Origin of the sequence: Halomonas llamarensis, assembly GCF_023555005.1 — a bacterium.
GTDB lineage: Bacteria > Pseudomonadota > Gammaproteobacteria > Pseudomonadales > Halomonadaceae > Vreelandella > Vreelandella llamarensis.
In genome coordinates this window covers 42,836-58,800 of sequence record NZ_JAMJPJ010000014.1, presented here as the reverse complement: position 1 = coordinate 58,800, position 15,965 = coordinate 42,836, and the positions used below count along the sequence as shown (strand labels likewise).

The window sequence follows — 15,965 nt, the reverse complement described above, 5'->3', positions numbered from 1 at the left end:
TTGTGTATGACTCTTGGCTGCGCGTCACCACGCAGAAGGTCAAAGAGCCTGCATTAATAACCCAGCGCACGACTTGCATCGACCTGCTCGCGCAGCTCCTTACCGGGCTTAAAGTGCGGTACGTATTTGCCATCCAACGCCACTGCCTCGCCGGTCTTGGGATTTCGGCCTGTGCGTGGCTCGCGAAAATGCAGCGAAAAACTGCCGAAGCCGCGTATCTCAACGCGCCCACCACTAGAAAGGGTGTCGGTAATATCGTCGAGTATGAGGCGAACGGCAGTTTCAACTTCTTTAGCGGATAGCTCCGGCTGACGCATTGCAATTTGTTCGATTAGTTCAGATTTAGTCATCGGTTAGCTCCATGCGAACGTGATAGGCCGTGGCGCGCTTCGCAATTTCATTGTGTCGTTTAGCATACTGCGCAGAGCGACATAAAACAATTCGGGTAAAACAAACAAGCCAGATAAAACAAGGTACTAGAGAAAAGCGCTATGCTACTCATAGAATAGGTGAGCAATGCGGCTGGCGCGACTTTCATGCTCAGGTATACTCACCATACATTTATTTAACGCAGTGGGGCTTAAGTTGAGCGACGACACATCACCCGAAGCGATCTTACGTAAGCGGCTTTATTGGCACTCCCGTCGTGGCATGTGGGAGCTTGACCTGCTGCTGATTCCTTTCCTGCAACAGCGTTATGACAGTCTAAGTGCAGAAGATCAGCTTGCTTTTCAGCAGTTGATCGAAGAAGAAGACCAGGACTTGTTTGGTTGGCTAATGCGTCGTGAATGGCCGAGTAATGCCACTTTAAGGCGCATCGTTAAGATGATTGTCGAACATGCCGAATCAACCGATAATTCTGCCCATCGCACCCTCTAGTTGGCGGCGTACAAGTGGCGTAGGGCTGTGGGCGGGGGGTGTTCTGCTGGCTGTATGGCGCTTAGAGCTTGTCGCGGTGATAGGCGTGGCAAGCTTGGCGCTAGGTTTTTTGGGTTGGCGAGTGTTTTGTGGTTGGCGCTGGCAACAGCCGTTATCGCGCACGCTTTGGGTTGTCGAGCGTGGCGGAGGTATACAAAGCCACTGGGTATATGCCAATGGAGAAGTCGGCCACCTCCAAGCCTTGCGTTGCGACTACCTAGGACCACGACTTTTGTGTCTCAACGTGGGGGGAGAGCGTTTGTGGCTATGGCCGGATAGCGCGCCTGGCGACGCTCAACGTCAGCTTCGGCGCCTATTGCTGTATATCCCTCAGCGTTAGACGAGAAGGTCGTGGCGTTTTAGCGTGATGAGACCAGTCAGGCGAGTAGTGCAACCCCCGCGATTCATGGCGCTGCTGGGCGGCTAAGACCGTCAGCCGTGCGAGCCTCAAGCTATGCCAGAAGCGGCGGCTTTCTGGATGTAGACTTTCAGGATCTAAGGCGAGTAATTGGGTTTCAAGTGTTGCTAGCTGATGCGACGCTACTTCCAACCCTTCAATACGTCGAACAATCGCGACATGCTGGCTCATGGTGGCGCGCATGGTAGCGCGCAGCTCGGCTAAAGCCACACGGTCGAAAGAGGCGTCAGCACGTAGCCGAGTGACGTTAGAGCTGGCTAATGCGTGCGTGGTGGCATTGGGAGGGGTCGCCAGTAAGGTCGCGGCGCAACTCCGCGCAAAAACCAAGCACTCTAACAAAGAGTTGCTGGCCATACGGTTGGCGCCATGAAGCCCTGTGCAAGCTACCTCGCCAATCGCATACAGGCCCGTCACGTTTGTTCTGCCACACAGGTCGGTTGCGACCCCACCGCAACTATAGTGTGCCGCCGGTACGACGGGAATGGGGTCGCGGGTAATATCCATCCCCCGAGACACGCAGTGAGCGAAGATCGTTGGGAAGTGGTGGTGAATAGCCTCGGCGCCCAAATGGCGTATATCCAACCAAACATGGCCGCGTGAGCTCTGCTGGATTTCGGCATCAATGGCGCGTGCGACAATGTCGCGGGGTGCAAGCTCGGCGCGAGCGTCCACGGCAGGCATAAAGCGCTCGCCGACCTCGTTCAATAGCTTTCCCCCTTCGCCTCTTACCGCTTCACTGATCAGAAACGCCGGGCCTTCGGGGTCATATAGACAGGTAGGGTGAAACTGTTGAAATTCAAGGTTCATCAGTGTCGCTCCCAACGAAGCCGCCATCATCATGCCTTCGCCGCTGTTGGGAGTCGGTGTGGTGGTATGTTGATAAAGCCCGCTGGCGCCGCCAGTTGCGAGTATTGTGTGGCTTGCCAGCAGGGTATGTGCATTGCCAATGGCATTAATAGCATGGGCGCCACAACAAGCACCGTTATCATCGCTTAACAGGTCAATGACTGAGACATCATCACGTTGAGTGATATGCGGATGCGCTGACGCTTGGCGATTCAGCGTTTCGACGACGGCCTTGCCGGTGGCGTCATCTGCGTGAATAATGCGCCGTGCGTTGTGCCCGCCTTCGCGGGTTAAGTGGTAGGCGTAGCGCGCATCGGGAGCCGTATCGGGGGTAAAGGGCACGCCGTTGTCGATCAACCAATGTATCGCGGCAGGGCCGTTCTCTACGGTGAAGCGCACGGCGCGTTCGTCGCACAAGCCATCGCCGGCAATAAGGGTATCTTGAACGTGAGCCTCAAGGTTATCGTCTGGCGAAAGCACGGCAGCGATTCCCCCTTGTGCCCAGCGGCTGGCGCCTTGGTCATCTTGGGCGGGGCGAACGAGCACGACGTGAAAGCGTTCTGCAAGGGTCAGTGCCAAGGTAAGGCCGGCGACACCGCCGCCGATAATTAAAACGTCGGATTGAGACGTGCTCATTTGTCCGCTCCTATTGCGCCCGATTGATGTTCATTCACACCATAGTGGCAATGTCAGCAAAGCGTAAGGTGAAAATGCAGCAATACAGGAGAACTTATTGAAGGAGGGTAGTATTCATGGTGCCCGGAGCCGGACTTGAACCGGCACGGGGTTTCCCCCGAGAGATTTTAAGTCTCTTGCGTCTACCAATTTCGCCATCCGGGCGGTGCATCGAGAGGGTCGTTGCACAAAAAATGGAGGCTGGAGTCGGAATCGAACCGGCGTACACGGAGTTGCAGTCCGCTGCATAACCACTCTGCCATCCAGCCTAAACGTCGTTGGAGCGGGAAAGGAGATTCGAACTCCCGACCCTCGCCTTGGCAAGGCGATGCTCTACCGCTGAGCTATTCCCGCTTGACGTGAAAGCGAATTATACGCGCTGCGCCTGTTTTGTCAATGACTTAATCGCGCTTATGGAGCTGCTTAGTATCGCCTCACATTGAGCGACTCAAATGCGGCCAAGCGGCCCTAAGGTATTGAATCATCGACCAGAGCGTAAGCGCAGCTGCAATAAAGAGCGTGGCGACGCCCAGCAAGGCAAGCGTATGCCCCGGCGGGAAGGCAATCAGGATCAAGATAGCCACCATTTGTAGGGTGGTTTTGAGTTTGCCGATCCAGGAGACCGCCACTGAGGCGCGTTTGCCCATTTCGGCCATCCATTCACGCAGCGCTGAAATCACAATTTCCCGGCCGATGATTACCAGCGCGGGTAGGGTAAGAAACCAAGTATCAAAACGCTCAATCAGCAAGGCCAGTGCGATAGCCACCATCAGCTTATCGGCAACCGGGTCGAGAAAAGCGCCAAACGGGGTCGACTGATTCCAGCGTCTAGCAAGGTAGCCATCTAGCCAATCGGTGATTGATGCTAGTGCAAAGAAAACGGCAGCAAGGGGCATACTCCAACTAAAAGGTAGATAAAACAGGACGACCAGAAGCGGAATAAAAGCGATTCTGATGAGTGTGAGGATGTTGGGTATATTCATCGCAGGCTGCGATCCTTGCCAAAGACAAAAAGAAGAGCGGTTGGGGGCTATTCTATCCCCCTTAAGCGACAGCATCCATGCTCAGTAGCACTTTAATCATGTGGTACGTTAATCATGTCGTACGTCAACCGTGCAGAGCCTGATAAATCGTGTCTGCCAAGGCTTCACTGATCCCAGGTACGCGGGAAAGCTCTGCGCGGCTAGCTTTTTGCACCCCTTGTAAGCCACCAAAAAAGCGTAATAACTCACGCCGCCGTTTTGGGCCGATACCTTCAATCTCTTGCAGTGTCGACGTGCGCCGCGCTTTGTCCCGCTGCGCGCGGTGACCGGCGATGGCAAAGCGGTGCGATTCATCACGAATATGCTGGATTAAGTGCAGGGCAGGCGAGGTTGAGTCGAGAGCTAACGGCTGTTCCGGTGTGGAGAGAAACAGCGTTTCTAGCCCTGCTTTACGTGTGCTGCCCTTGGCAACGCCAAGCAGCGTGATCGTGGGAAGTCCCAACCGCTCGAGCACGCCTCGCGCCATGTTCAGCTGCCCCTTGCCGCCGTCGACGATCAGAATATCAGGCGGGGTCGTTTCACCGCTTTTTACTCGCTTCAAGCGGCGCGTAAGCGCCTGCTCCATCGCCGCATAGTCATCTCCGGCGGCAACGCCTTCGATTTTAAAGTGACGGTAATCACTTTTGCGCGGGCCGTTGTGGTCAAACACTACGCAAGACGCCACCGTGGCTTCACCGTGGCTATGGCTAATATCAAAACACTCAAGACGCTCAGGCATCTGCGCTAACGCGAGCGCTTGTTGGAGCGCTTGGAAGCGCTCGCTCATTTGCTGGTGGCTAGCAAGCTTGGTCGCTAACTGTTGTTCGGCGTTGGTGATGGCCAGTTGCTGCCACTGAGCGCGATGACCGCGCACCTGGTGAGTGACGCGAACGCGCTTGCCTGCTTGCTGAGAAAGGGCATCGGCAAGCAGCTCGCTGTCATTCAGCGCCAAGCTCGTAATGACTTCGGCCGGCACTTCGTGAGGCTGACCTAAATAGTACTGGCTGACCACTTCGGTTAATAGCGTCGACGGGGCGAAATCCAAGTCGTTTTTGGGGGTGTGATGACGAGCGCCAAGCATGCGGCCGTCGCGCACGCTAAGAATGGAAACGGCTAGCCCGCCAGGGCGTTGGGCCAGGGCAAAAATATCGGCTTCGCCACGCTCGTTATCGACGAACTGGCGCTGCTGCAGTTGACGAAGGTGCTGAACCTGGTCGCGAAGGCGTGCGGCTTCCTCAAAATCCAACGCTTGGCTGGCGGTTTCCATCGCGTCATTGAGCGCTTGAGTCACGTGTTCGCTTTTGCCCTCTAAGCACATGATGGCGTGCTCGACGTCGCGGCGATATTCCTGCTCGGAGATATACCCCACGCAGGGCGCGCTGCAGCGCTCGATTTGGTACTGCAGGCAGGGCCGTGAGCGGTGAGCGAAGACGCTATCCTCACAGTTGCGGATGCGAAAAATTTTCTGCATCAGTGCTAGGCTTTCGCGCACGGCGCCGCTACTCGGGTAAGGCCCTAAATAGCGGCCATCGTTTCGTCGTTGGCGGACACGCTTGTACTCCAGCGCAGGAAACGGATGGCGATCGCTGACAAAAATGAACGGGTAGGACTTATCGTCGCGTAGCAGAATGTTGTAGGGAGGGCGTAGCTCTTTGATAAGCGTTTGTTCTAGCAGTAATGCTTCGGTTTCGCTGCGCGTGACGGTGAGCTGAATATCCGCAATACGGCTTACCATGGCCTGCGTTTTGGTGTTTAAGCTGCCACGAAAATAGCTTGAGAGGCGCGTGTTTAAGCGCTTCGCCTTGCCCACGTACAGGGTGTTGCCGCTCTCGTCGAGCATACGGTAAACACCGGGAGAGGCGCTTACCGTGGTTAAAAACTGTTTGGCATTGAAGCTCATGTATCGCCCGTTCCTACTGTTTAGGTTTGTCACCTTGGCAGCAGTCTAACAGGTTTTATGGTGCCGCTTCGGCGGTATCGAAGCCCTCGACCAGCCCGTGGCGCAGGGCAAGATGCGTCAATTCCACATCGGTGCCGACCCTGAGCTTGTCGAACAGGCGATAACGATAAGTATTGATCGTTTTGCGGCTTAGGTGTAGGCGGTCAGAGATCTCTTGGATACGCTGACAGTTAACAATCATTAATGCGATTTGCAGTTCGCGGTGCGAAAGCGGGGCGAAAGGATTATCTTGATGGGCAAAATTCGATAGGGCAAGGCGTTGTGCGATCTCTTGGCTAATATAGCGGTTGCCGTGAAATACCTGACGGATGGCAGCGATCATTTCGGCAGGCTCGGCGCCTTTGCTTAAAAAGCCGGTAGCACCCGCTTCGAGCATTTTTCGTGCGACGTTATCCTCCATGTGGGCGGTCAATATCAACACGCGAATGTCTTCCATGCCGCGGTGAAGTCGCCGTGTGGCTTCTAAACCGCCAATGCCTGGCATGCGTATATCCATCAACACTATATCAGGCCTTAATCGTTGGCTTTGGGCGACAGCGCTCTCGCCATCGTCGGCTTCGCCAACAATGCGGATGTCGCCCTCTTGATTTAGCAGGTGAGCAATACTGGTTCTGACCAGGTGGTGATCATCGGCGATGAGAACGTTGATCAAGGGCGACTCCTGAGTTTGGCTTAGGCGGTGTAGGGTTAAATAGTGCCATAGGGTTAAGTAAAGGAGAATTAGCGCTTAGACAACAGCGCGAAAAGCTTGACTGGGCTCAATTGGCGACGTATTATTCCTCGCGCTGTTTCAAGCAGCAGTTTTTATTAGGGGCCTTAGCTCAGCTGGGAGAGCGCGACACTGGCAGTGTCGAGGTCAGCGGTTCGATCCCGCTAGGCTCCACCAAATGTTACAGCCGCCCGATTTTTTTTGAAGTCGGGCGGTTTTTTTGTTAGCTAATGCCTTTTAGCTAACTTTCCCGAGTAGCAGAAACTCAATCAGCGCTTTCTGGGCATGAAGACGGTTGCCAGCTTCTTGCCAGACCACTGCACGCGGGTCGTCAAGCAGCGTTGCGCTGATCTCTTCACCGCGGTGGGCGGGTAGGCAATGGAGAAACAGTGCGTCCTCTTTGGCCTGGTCAAGCATGGCCTCCGTGACTTGAAGGTCGGCAAAATCAGCTTCTCGCTTCGCTTGCTCTTCCTCTTGTCCCATTGATGCCCATACGTCAGTGGTGATCAGGTCGACGCCTTGAACCGCCACTTGCGGATCGTGTGTCAGCGTTACCCGGTTACCTGCAGCGGCCATGATGTCGGCGCTGGGCTCATAGCCTTTCGGGCAGCAAATCCGCAGGTTGAAATCGAACTGGCGGGCCGCATTGATCCATGAATGGCACATGTTATTGCCGTCGCCGATCCATACCGCCGTACGCCCTTGGACGCTACCGCGAAGCTCTGTCCACGTCATGACATCGGCGAGCAGTTGGCACGGGTGGTAGTCATCAGTGAGTGCATTGATCACGGGGACGTGGCTTGCGGCGGCGAACGTTTCTAGGCCTGCGTGGGAGAAGGTGCGAACCATTATCGCGTCGACCATTTCCGACAGTACGCGAGCGGTGTCACCAATCGGCTCGCCGCGGCCTAGCTGAGTATCGCGCGGAGAAAGAAACAACGCGTGGCCGCCAAAATGCGCCATCGCTGTTTCAAATGACACTCGTGTGCGCGTGGAGGATTTCTCAAAAATCATCGCCAGCGTGCGGTTAGGGAGCGGTGCATAGTTTGGCCCTTGCGCCTTGAGGTTGCTTTTGATGGTGATGGCCCGCTGAATGAGATAGCTCAGCTCATCGGGGTTTAGGTCCAACAGGGTCAGAAAATGGCGTGTCGCCATGGTCACTCTCCGCGCAAAAACACTATCCTAGCGAGGCGGCAGGGGATGCGCAACGCGCACGGCGTGCGTAGAATGGTCACCAAGGCTAAGGCCCAGTAACTCAGTCAAGTATTGGTGACGTCGTCAAGTATGAGGCTGTCGTAACATACCCGTCAGAAAACGAGGAGTTGGTATGAGCACCACGGTAGAAAATATTCAGCAGCAGATTAGTGAAAATCCGATTTTGATCTACATGAAAGGCACGCCGCAGCTTCCCCAGTGCGGCTTTTCGGCACAGACCGTTCAGGCGCTGATGAATTGCGGCGAGCGCTTTGCGTTCGTTAACGTATTGGATAATCCTGATATTCGCGCCGAGCTGCCGAAAGTCGCTAACTGGCCAACCTTCCCGCAGCTTTGGGTGGAAGGCGAGCTGGTTGGCGGTTGCGATATCGTGATGGAAATGAACGAAAGCGGCGAGCTGGAAAAACTCGTTAAAGCCGCCGGCGAGCGGGCGAGTAGTGCCGAAAATAGCGATAACACGTAACTTGGCAAACGCCTTCTGCGTCGGCGGTTGGCGGGCTTACGCGTAGCCGCTAGAATAGCGGCTTTTATGTCGTTGCCGTTAGGCACTTCAGCCCGCCAAAGGATATTTGCTCAATGAGCTATCAGGTTCTGGCCCGTAAGTGGCGGCCACGCACATTTCACGAGCTTGTGGGCCAGGCCCATGTACAGCGTGCCTTGGTCAATGCGCTTGACCAAGGACGTTTGCATCACGCCTACCTCTTTACTGGCACTCGCGGCGTGGGCAAAACCACCCTCGCGCGGATTCTGGCGAAGTGTCTAAACTGCACGGCGAACGGCCGTGGTGATGAAGGTGTGACCTCAACCCCTTGCGGCGAGTGTGATAGCTGTCGCGCCATTGACGAGGGGCGCTTTGTTGACCTGATTGAGGTCGATGCGGCTTCGCGGACTAAAGTCGAAGACACTCGCGAGCTTCTGGACAACGTTCAATATGCGCCGACTCAGGGGCGCTATAAGGTGTATCTCATTGACGAGGTGCACATGCTTTCGACTAGCAGCTTCAACGCGCTGCTGAAAACCCTCGAAGAACCGCCGCCACACGTTAAATTCCTGTTGGCCACGACCGACCCGCACAAACTCCCTCCGACGGTGCTATCGCGCTGTTTACAGTTCACCCTGAAACACATGCCGCCGGAGCGGGTGGTCGAACACCTTCAGCATGTGCTTACAGTGGAAGGCGTTGCGTTTGAAGAAAGTGCCCTGTGGCTGCTTGGCAAGGCCGCAGAGGGCTCCATGCGCGATGCCATGAGCTTGACCGATCAGGCCATTGCCTTTGGCCAAGGCGAAGTTCGCCACGGCGATGTGGCGGCCATGCTAGGTACGCTTGATCATCGCCATGTGTTGGCGCTGGTTGATGCGCTGGCGGAGGTGGACGTGGCGCGGTTGTTGAGTGAGGTCGCTCAGCTGGCCGAACAGGGGCCGGATTTTGCCGCTGTACTCGATGACGTCACGGCGATTTTGCACCGCCTTGCAGTGGCGCAAATGGTGCCCGATGCGGTGGACAACAGCCACGGGGATCGCGAAACTGTGATCGCATTGGCCTCGCGCTTTATGGCTGAAGACGTACAGCTCTATTATCAAATCGGTATTCAAGGGCGCGGTGATATGGTGCACGCCCCAGACTTGCGTAGTGCATTAGAAATGACGCTACTGCGTATGCTGGCGTTTCGTCCCCAAGGCGTGCCTAAACCCCCGCAAACGCCGCTGCCCTTAAAACCGCAGTCGCAGGAAACACCGTCACAGCAATCAGTGCCCGAAAGTGCAGCCTCCGCACCGGCCTCTACGGAAGCGCCAACTTCGGCGCCATCGGAGCCACCGCCCTGGGCTGGTGAGACGCCTGCACCACCCGAGCCGCCATTAGCTGAACCCGAGCCAGCACCAGAGTCTCAGCCCGCGCCGGAACCGGACGTTCAGCCTGAGCCGCTACCTATCGTGCCGAGTGCCGCCCCCGAGCCTGCCGAACCGACGCAGGAAGGCGAGCCTGAGCGGTTGAACCACGCCAAGTGGCTCGCCATGTTTGACGCCCTAGGCTTAGGGGGTTTAACGCGCAACCTTGCCGCCAACTGCCAGTGTGAAAGCGACGATGGCATGACGTTAGTGCTGCGCTTGGCGCCGAGCCAAGCCGCGATGCAAGCTGAGATTCACCAGACTCGCATCGCCAAAGCATTAAGCGCTCAGGGGATTGAACGCCAAGTGACGTTTCACGTCGAAGCGCTAGATACATCGCAAGAAACACCGCATCAACGCGAAGAGCGACAAGCTCAAGAGCGCTACGCTCACGCGGTTGATACCCTGAGCCGTGATCCTCATATTCAAAAGCTTAAGCAAGCCTTCGGGGCAAAGCTGATAGAATCAAGCGTTAAACCCGTGCGCTCGGCGCGTTGACCCTGGGCCCGGTGCTAATTTTAACCGTATTGCTAGTATAACTGACCGATTGACTGTGAAGATGGAGATAACGTCATGATGAAAGGTGGAATGGGCAACCTGATGAAACAGGCCCAAGAGATGCAAGAGAAAGTGCAGCGTGCCCAAGAAGAAGTGGCTAATGCTGAAGTGCTGGGCGAAGCGGGCGCCGGTATGGTGAAGGTAACCATGAACGGGCGACACGATGTGATTGATGTCGACATTGATGCAAGTGTTATGGAAGAAGACAAGGAATTGCTTGAAGATCTTCTCGCCGCGGCGGTAAATGATGCGGTGCGTAAAGTCGAAGTGAGTTCCAAACAGAAAATGGAAGACGCTACCTCGGGGCTTGATCTGCCGCCGGGGTTCAAAATGCCGTTTTAAGCGATGCGCTTCTCCCCTCTTGTCGAGCAGCTTATGGAAGCATTTCGCGTGCTTCCAGGCGTTGGGCCGAAAACGGCTCAGCGCATGGCCATGCACTTGCTAGAGCGTGAACGCGACGGCGGCAAACGGCTAGCGACGACCATTGAGCAGGCAATCGATGAGGTTGGCTACTGCCAGCGCTGCCGTACCTTAACCGAAGCCGAGCTTTGCGCCCTATGTGAAAGCCCGCGGCGTGATGATGCGCTGTTATGTGTCGTAGAATCGCCTGCCGACCAGCTGGCCATTGAAGAGGCGGGCGGTTTTCACGGGCGTTATTTCGTTCTTCATGGGCACCTCTCGCCCATCGACGGCGTCGGACCCGAAGCCATCGGCTTAGAACAGTTGGAAGCCTTAGTCGCGCAAGGGGTGATCCAAGAAATTGTGTTAGCGACCAACCCTACCGTAGAAGGGGAGGCTACCGCGCATTATATCGCCACACAGCTTAACGATTACGGCGTGCGTTTCTCGCGCTTAGCCTATGGCGTCCCCATGGGTGGCGAGCTTGAATACGTCGATGGCGGCACGTTAAGCCGCGCTTTCAACGGCCGGCTGCCTTTTTCCAGCGAATAATCGCTCTTGCACTCGATGCGTGCCTGTCAGCACAACCACTTGGAATTCTGCTTTTGTCTATTGCCTCCCCCTCCTACCATTGGATTGACACGCCGCAAGCGTTAGACGCCGCCTGTGAAAATATGGCTGGCGCTGACGTGATCGCGTTGGATACCGAGTTTTTCCGTGAGAATTCTTTCTACCCGGTACCGGCGCTGATTCAGTTTGCCTGCGATGAAACGGCCTATCTTATCGACCCGCTCACCACCGACTGTACGCCAGCGTTTAAAGCGCTGCTGGAAAGCGGCCCAATCAAGCTGCTCCACGCGAGCAGCGAAGATTTGGATGTGTTTAAGCGCTGGGCTGACGTCTTACCAACGCCGTTGATCGATACGCAAGTCGCCCAGGGGTTTCTTTCTGAGAATCCGGGGATGGGCTATCAGAAACTAGTGGAGTTTTGGACGGGCGAAACCTTGCCCAAAGAAGAAACTCGCTCCGATTGGCTAGAGCGCCCCTTGAGCGAAGCCCAGTGTTGCTATGCCGCGCTGGATGTGATCTATCTGCTTAACGTATGGGCACAGCAAGAGGCTAAGCTTCACGCACTCGGCCGCCTGCGTTGGGTAGAGCAAGAGTGCCAGGCGATACTAAATCAAGCCCAAGTGGGCAGCTCTGATCAGTGGTTTGCTCGCCAGCGCCAGCTGTGGCGCCTAACTCCTCGCCAGATAGAGGCCTACCGCCGGATGACAACATGGCGCGAAGGCGAAACGCGTCAGCGTAATTTACCTCGCAATTGGCTAGTGAGCGATAAGGTGCTATTCGCCATTGCCGAAGCGATGCCAAAAAATCGCTTTGAACTGGCCAAGGTCGAAGGCGTTAAGCCACCGCTGGTAAAAAAAGAGGGCGACACACTCTTAGCGTTGGTCAAACAGGCACATGATTGCCCTGATGATGCACTACCTGCCGCTTGGCCTGACCCGGCTCGGCCGCCGTTTAAGCCGCTTTTTAAGGCATTGAAAAAAGCCATTACCGCGCAAGCAAATGCGCTGGGTGTCGCGCCCGAAATGCTGATGCGTCGTCGCGATATTGAACAGCTTGTCATGCAGTCGTTGGCGCATGAGCCGCTGACGATGCCTGTTGGGTGGCGCGGCGAATGCCTTAATCCGTCGCTTAACGATGTTTTGCAAGAGTACGTTTTACAAGAACACGTTTTGCAGGAAAAATCAAAATGACTGACAACGCGCCTGATCGTCTAATCTGTGAAGTCTTCAAAAGCGCTCGCAAAGAAGAGATGTATCTATATGTTGAAAAGCGCAACGGTGTTGCCGATGTGCCCGACGCACTCATGGCGCGTTTTGGTCAACCGGTGCCGGTGATAACGATGTTGCTGACGCCTGATCAGCCGCTTTCACGCGCCAAAGCGGCCGACGTCATGGCGGCAATTCGCGAGCAGGGCTTCTATTTTCAGATGCCGCCTGCCAAAGAAGACTACCTACTCGACCTTTACCGAGCGCCAACCGAAGCACGCTATTAAACGCCGAGCAGAAGCACGTGGGAGAAGGTGCGTGGCAGAGGCTATGTGCGAGAGTAAGCGGGAAAGAGTATGTGGGAGAAAGTATGTGGGAAATAGCATGTGGAAAATAGTATGAGAGAACGGTTCTGGGAGCGCTATTCGCTTGAGGAGCTCACGGCTGAAGAGTGGGAAGCGCTATGCGATGGCTGTGGCCAGTGCTGTCTTCTTAAGCTGCACGACGAAGATACGCAGGAACTTGCCGTGCTGAACGTGGCTTGCCGCTTGCTCGATACCCAAAGTTGCCAATGCAGTGACTATGAAAATCGCTTTGATAGCGTACCCGACTGCACGCAGCTGACACCGGCGCTGATGAAGGAGTTTACTTGGCTGCCCCAAAGCTGTGCGTACCGACGCGTGGCGGAAGGACGCAAATTAGCCGGGTGGCATCCACTGCTGAGTAACGATGCCGAGCGCGTTCACCGCAAAGGCATTAGCGTGCGCGGTTTTGCAGTGTCGCAAGATAGCGTGTCAGAAGATAAGCTTGAAGAGCACATTATTGCCATCCTGCCGATGTAACGATCTCCTCTGTGCTCCACCTGACGCCTTCGCTTAGGCTTTCATGCAAGAAGACCAGCACTTTAAGAACTAATACCATGAAGCGAGTACTATAAGTTAAGGTGGCACCAATAGTGAGTGGCCGAGTAGTGGGGCTGCTAGTGATATGTCGTTTGCGGGTGCAGTTAGGATCCAGCGTCAGGGGAACACGTCAGTGTGAGCATCACAGATAGCCATCAAGTGCCGCATGTGAGCTGTCACTTTTGTGGGCAGCGGGCATTTTGTTTTCCGTCCGCCTTGCCGCGCCAGGCACTAGAGTCATTTGATCAACTCATTGAGCGGCCGTTACCGTTTGAGCACGACAGCGTGATTGTGCAAGCGGGAGAGACTTTTCGCACGTTGTTGATGGCGCGCTCCGGGCTTATTAAACAGGTAGCGTGTGCTGACTCGGGGCGACCTTATCAGCTTTTGGATATTTATTTGCCTGGCGAAGTGGTCGGTCTTGAGGCGATTGGTGATACTCACGTGACCAACTCGCTAGTGGCGGCGGATAAAACGTTTATTTGTCGCATTCCATACGGCAAGTTAACGTTATTTGGGCTGCGCCATCACAGTGTGCAAAAAGCCTTACTGCTAAAAACAGCACGTCAGCTTCGTCAGCGTCAGCGTCGTTTTGAATTAATCTATGGGCGCAGCGCCGCTAATAAACTGGCAAGCTTTCTGCTTGATTTATCGACGCGTTTGAAAGGGCACGGTAAGGCCGCCGAACGGTTTGCGTTGCCATTGTCACAAATTGAGATTGCAAGCTATCTGGATCTTGCCCCTGAAACCGTCAATCGCCACCTCCGCCGGTTGAAAACAGACCACATCGCGACATTTTCCAACCGCGAAGTGGTCATTCATTCGTTTTCGGGGCTGTTGGCGGATGCACAGCGTTAAGCCACTTACATGCGTCAGCTAGCATTGCCGGGCAAAAAAAGGTCGTTTTGGCATTATCGCTATTTAAAACTCGGCCCATTCGGCTTCGGGGGTGTCTCGGCCTAAACGGTGTGAATGAGGCGCTTCGCCACGCGGGAGCGACGCCTGGCTATTGGCGCTTGGCAATGCCTGGCCATATGCATGCCATTCACGCTCATTTAAAAATGCCATGGCACTATGCGAAAGCCCACGAATCTGTTCGGCAAGTTCCGTTGTGGCATCTTTGTAGGTACCCATGCTGGCGGCGCTAGACTGTGTGCTTTGGTCAATGTCATTAATGGCGCTACTGATCTGGCTAATGCCTTGGCTTTGCTCGTGAGTTGCCGCGGTAATTTCCCCCATGAGGTCATTCACCCGGTGGCTTGCCGAGCGGATTTTTTCCATAGCGTCGGTGGCTTCATTTGCCTGGGCTTGGCCGCCATGAATGCTCTTGCGCGCTTGGTCAATCAGCCCCTGCACTTGCTTCGCCGCATCGGCAGACTGACTGGCAAGTTTGCGCACTTCATCGGCAACCACCGCAAAACCGCGCCCATGCTCACCTGCCCGCGCCGCCTCGACTGAGGCATTGAGCGCCAGAATATTGGTTTGAAACGCAATGGTGTCGATGGTGCTGACAATGCCGGCCATATTATTGGCGTGCTGAGTGATCTCTTCCATCGCGTTCGCAAGATTACCCATCACTTGGCTGGTATGGTCGACTTCATTGACGTTACCCACAGAGGCGTTGCTTGCCTGGGTCGCGTTGTGGGCACTTTGCGCGACAGTAGAGGAGATCTCTTCAGCGCTTGCTGCCGTTTGCTGTACCGCCGATGCTTGCTGCTCTAGGCGGGCGGCCATGTCATCGTTGCCCTTCGAGAGGCTTTCAACAGCAGGACGAACAAGATCAACCCGTGTGTTTAGGTCGCCAATAAGCGCTTCAAGCGAGCGGCGCATAAAGTTCATGGTGCCTAACGTTTTGTCCATTTCACTTTTGCCCATGCGGGGTATCGTGGCTTCTAAGTTGCCGGCTGCGAGTTGAAGCGCGAAATCGTTGGCTGTGTACATAAAACGTCGGTTGCGCAAGCTGTTAAACAGCTGCCATGCGCCGACACCTAAGCCACCCAACAAGCTAAGCGCGAGGAATGTCATACCTGCGCTGCTTTGAGGTGCAAGTTGGGATAGTGTGATAGAGGCGGCGATACCTAACCCACTGAAAAGCCCAAACCCGACAATGGCCGAAAAAACGGACTTGACACGCATGCTTCTAAAGTTGATCGGCATGAGTCGGCGTAGGGAGCGGCGATACGCGACGCCGTGTTTGACCTCAAAGCGCCCGCCCTGCTCGCGAATATCACGGTATACCTCTTCGGCCTGCGCCACTTCTTGACGGCTCGGTTTAATACGAATGGAGCAAAAGCCAGTCACTTTGTTACCTTCGCGTAAGGGGACCACGTTGGCACGGACCCAGTAATGGTCGCCGTTTTTTCGCCGGTTTTTGATCAACCCTGACCAGTATTTTCCCGCCTGCAAGTCGTTCCACATATCCTTGAATACGACTTCCGGCATGTCCGGATGGCGAACGATATTGTGTGGGGCGTGGTAAAGCTCATCGTAGTCGAATCCGCTGATACCGATAAACGCTTGATTGGCATAAAGAATATGGCTTTGGCTATCGGTTTTTGAGATCAGAACATCGCCGTCATCCAGGACATGCTCCCGCTGAGTCACTGCTCCATTATCGCGCATTATGCTATACCTTTATTGTACAATGTTTTTACTTATTAAAGTATTTCTGTATAACTATT

17 protein-coding genes and 4 tRNA genes are annotated in these 15,965 nt (G+C 55.1%); 11 read left to right on the top strand and 10 right to left on the bottom strand.

Annotation, left to right across the window (positions count from 1 at the left end; all coding sequences use genetic code 11):
• Positions 1-53: 53 nt before the first annotated feature.
• Positions 54-350 (bottom strand): integration host factor subunit beta, encoded by a 297-nt coding sequence (locus M8006_RS10050; protein WP_179930287.1) that lies wholly within the window; start codon positions 348-350, stop codon positions 54-56.
• A gap of 235 nt (positions 351-585) precedes the next feature.
• Here M8006_RS10050 and M8006_RS10045 point away from each other — a divergent pair, with 235 nt between their 5' ends.
• On the top strand, positions 586-879 hold the full coding sequence (locus M8006_RS10045; protein ID WP_250081771.1) for an FAD assembly factor SdhE: 294 nt from the start codon (positions 586-588) through the stop codon (positions 877-879).
• Positions 839-1,258 (top strand): hypothetical protein, encoded by a 420-nt coding sequence (locus tag M8006_RS10040; RefSeq protein ID WP_250081769.1) that lies wholly within the window; start codon positions 839-841, stop codon positions 1,256-1,258. Before M8006_RS10045 ends, M8006_RS10040 begins: the two co-directional genes overlap by 41 nt.
• Here M8006_RS10040 and nadB read toward each other — a convergent pair.
• The 7 genes from nadB to uvrY all read right to left on the bottom strand — a co-directional run bounded on the left by nadB (position 1,232) and on the right by uvrY (position 6,491).
• On the bottom strand, positions 1,232-2,818 hold the full coding sequence (gene nadB, locus M8006_RS10035; RefSeq protein ID WP_250081767.1) for an L-aspartate oxidase: 1,587 nt from the start codon (positions 2,816-2,818) through the stop codon (positions 1,232-1,234). The genes M8006_RS10040 and nadB overlap by 27 nt on opposite strands.
• Before the next feature lie 117 nt (positions 2,819-2,935).
• Positions 2,936-3,022, bottom strand: a tRNA-Leu gene (locus M8006_RS10030).
• A gap of 30 nt (positions 3,023-3,052) precedes the next feature.
• A tRNA-Cys gene (locus M8006_RS10025) sits at positions 3,053-3,126 on the bottom strand.
• A 10-nt stretch (positions 3,127-3,136) separates the two neighbouring features.
• Positions 3,137-3,211 (bottom strand) — tRNA-Gly (locus M8006_RS10020).
• A gap of 80 nt (positions 3,212-3,291) precedes the next feature.
• The gene (gene pgsA, locus M8006_RS10015; RefSeq protein ID WP_250081765.1) at positions 3,292-3,840 is read right to left on the bottom strand and encodes a CDP-diacylglycerol--glycerol-3-phosphate 3-phosphatidyltransferase; all 549 of its coding nucleotides are present in this window, start codon (positions 3,838-3,840) and stop codon (positions 3,292-3,294) included.
• A gap of 124 nt (positions 3,841-3,964) precedes the next feature.
• The gene (gene uvrC / locus M8006_RS10010) at positions 3,965-5,779 is read right to left on the bottom strand and encodes an excinuclease ABC subunit UvrC (protein WP_250081762.1); all 1,815 of its coding nucleotides are present in this window, start codon (positions 5,777-5,779) and stop codon (positions 3,965-3,967) included.
• A 55-nt stretch (positions 5,780-5,834) separates the two neighbouring features.
• Entirely contained in the window at positions 5,835-6,491 is a 657-nt protein-coding gene (gene uvrY, locus M8006_RS10005) for a UvrY/SirA/GacA family response regulator transcription factor (RefSeq protein ID WP_250081760.1), read from the bottom strand.
• 158 nt (positions 6,492-6,649) lie between these two features.
• On the opposite strand from uvrY, the gene M8006_RS10000 reads away from it, so the two are divergent.
• Positions 6,650-6,725, top strand: a tRNA-Ala gene (locus M8006_RS10000).
• Between the two features lie 60 nt (positions 6,726-6,785).
• Here M8006_RS10000 and argF read toward each other — a convergent pair.
• Positions 6,786-7,703: an ornithine carbamoyltransferase gene (gene argF, locus M8006_RS09995; protein ID WP_250081758.1), complete on the bottom strand. Its 918-nt coding sequence runs from the start codon at positions 7,701-7,703 to the stop codon at positions 6,786-6,788.
• A 172-nt stretch (positions 7,704-7,875) separates the two neighbouring features.
• Here argF and grxD point away from each other — a divergent pair, with 172 nt between their 5' ends.
• The 8 genes from grxD (at position 7,876) to M8006_RS09955 (ending at position 14,142) form a co-directional block, all read left to right on the top strand.
• Positions 7,876-8,226 carry a Grx4 family monothiol glutaredoxin gene (grxD, locus tag M8006_RS09990; protein WP_250081756.1) on the top strand — a complete coding sequence of 117 codons (351 nt, stop codon included), beginning with the start codon at positions 7,876-7,878 and terminating at the stop codon, positions 8,224-8,226.
• Positions 8,227-8,339: 113 nt separating this feature from the next.
• Entirely contained in the window at positions 8,340-10,148 is a 1,809-nt protein-coding gene (gene dnaX / locus M8006_RS09985) for a DNA polymerase III subunit gamma/tau (protein WP_250081754.1), read from the top strand.
• A gap of 75 nt (positions 10,149-10,223) precedes the next feature.
• Positions 10,224-10,550, top strand: a complete 327-nt coding sequence (locus M8006_RS09980; RefSeq protein ID WP_250081753.1) for a YbaB/EbfC family nucleoid-associated protein — start codon at positions 10,224-10,226, stop codon at positions 10,548-10,550.
• A gap of 3 nt (positions 10,551-10,553) precedes the next feature.
• Positions 10,554-11,159, top strand: coding sequence for a recombination mediator RecR (recR, locus tag M8006_RS09975; RefSeq protein WP_250081752.1), 606 nt, complete (start codon positions 10,554-10,556; stop codon positions 11,157-11,159).
• Positions 11,160-11,206: 47 nt separating this feature from the next.
• On the top strand, positions 11,207-12,367 hold the full coding sequence (gene rnd / locus M8006_RS09970) for a ribonuclease D (protein WP_250081817.1): 1,161 nt from the start codon (positions 11,207-11,209) through the stop codon (positions 12,365-12,367).
• The gene (locus M8006_RS09965) at positions 12,364-12,669 is read left to right on the top strand and encodes a YcgL domain-containing protein (RefSeq protein WP_250081749.1); all 306 of its coding nucleotides are present in this window, start codon (positions 12,364-12,366) and stop codon (positions 12,667-12,669) included. The genes rnd and M8006_RS09965 overlap by 4 nt, the downstream gene beginning before the upstream one ends.
• A gap of 111 nt (positions 12,670-12,780) precedes the next feature.
• Complete coding sequence (locus M8006_RS09960) at positions 12,781-13,224, top strand: YcgN family cysteine cluster protein (RefSeq protein ID WP_250081746.1); 444 nt, start codon at positions 12,781-12,783, stop codon at positions 13,222-13,224.
• A 195-nt stretch (positions 13,225-13,419) separates the two neighbouring features.
• The gene (locus M8006_RS09955; protein WP_250081742.1) at positions 13,420-14,142 is read left to right on the top strand and encodes a Crp/Fnr family transcriptional regulator; all 723 of its coding nucleotides are present in this window, start codon (positions 13,420-13,422) and stop codon (positions 14,140-14,142) included.
• Positions 14,143-14,205: 63 nt separating this feature from the next.
• Here the strand turns inward: M8006_RS09955 and M8006_RS09950 are convergent, their stop codons facing one another.
• On the bottom strand, positions 14,206-15,906 hold the full coding sequence (locus M8006_RS09950) for a methyl-accepting chemotaxis protein (protein ID WP_250081741.1): 1,701 nt from the start codon (positions 15,904-15,906) through the stop codon (positions 14,206-14,208).
• Positions 15,907-15,965 lie beyond the last annotated feature (59 nt).

What these genes read in the sequence shown, in the direction of transcription:
- M8006_RS10050 (WP_179930287.1), bottom strand. Translation starts at nt 350, where the DNA reads ATGACTAAATCTGAACTAATCGAACAAATTGCAATGCGTCAGCCGGAG.
- M8006_RS10040 (WP_250081769.1), top strand. Translation starts at nt 839, where the DNA reads ATGCCGAATCAACCGATAATTCTGCCCATCGCACCCTCTAGTTGGCGG.
- nadB (WP_250081767.1), bottom strand. Translation starts at nt 2,818, where the DNA reads ATGAGCACGTCTCAATCCGACGTTTTAATTATCGGCGGCGGTGTCGCC.
- pgsA (WP_250081765.1), bottom strand. Translation starts at nt 3,840, where the DNA reads ATGAATATACCCAACATCCTCACACTCATCAGAATCGCTTTTATTCCG.
- uvrC (WP_250081762.1), bottom strand. Translation starts at nt 5,779, where the DNA reads ATGAGCTTCAATGCCAAACAGTTTTTAACCACGGTAAGCGCCTCTCCC.
- argF (WP_250081758.1), bottom strand. Translation starts at nt 7,703, where the DNA reads ATGGCGACACGCCATTTTCTGACCCTGTTGGACCTAAACCCCGATGAG.
- grxD (WP_250081756.1), top strand. Translation starts at nt 7,876, where the DNA reads ATGAGCACCACGGTAGAAAATATTCAGCAGCAGATTAGTGAAAATCCG.
- dnaX (WP_250081754.1), top strand. Translation starts at nt 8,340, where the DNA reads ATGAGCTATCAGGTTCTGGCCCGTAAGTGGCGGCCACGCACATTTCAC.
- M8006_RS09980 (WP_250081753.1), top strand. Translation starts at nt 10,224, where the DNA reads ATGATGAAAGGTGGAATGGGCAACCTGATGAAACAGGCCCAAGAGATG.
- recR (WP_250081752.1), top strand. Translation starts at nt 10,554, where the DNA reads ATGCGCTTCTCCCCTCTTGTCGAGCAGCTTATGGAAGCATTTCGCGTG.
- M8006_RS09965 (WP_250081749.1), top strand. Translation starts at nt 12,364, where the DNA reads ATGACTGACAACGCGCCTGATCGTCTAATCTGTGAAGTCTTCAAAAGC.
- M8006_RS09960 (WP_250081746.1), top strand. Translation starts at nt 12,781, where the DNA reads ATGAGAGAACGGTTCTGGGAGCGCTATTCGCTTGAGGAGCTCACGGCT.
- M8006_RS09950 (WP_250081741.1), bottom strand. Translation starts at nt 15,906, where the DNA reads ATGCGCGATAATGGAGCAGTGACTCAGCGGGAGCATGTCCTGGATGAC.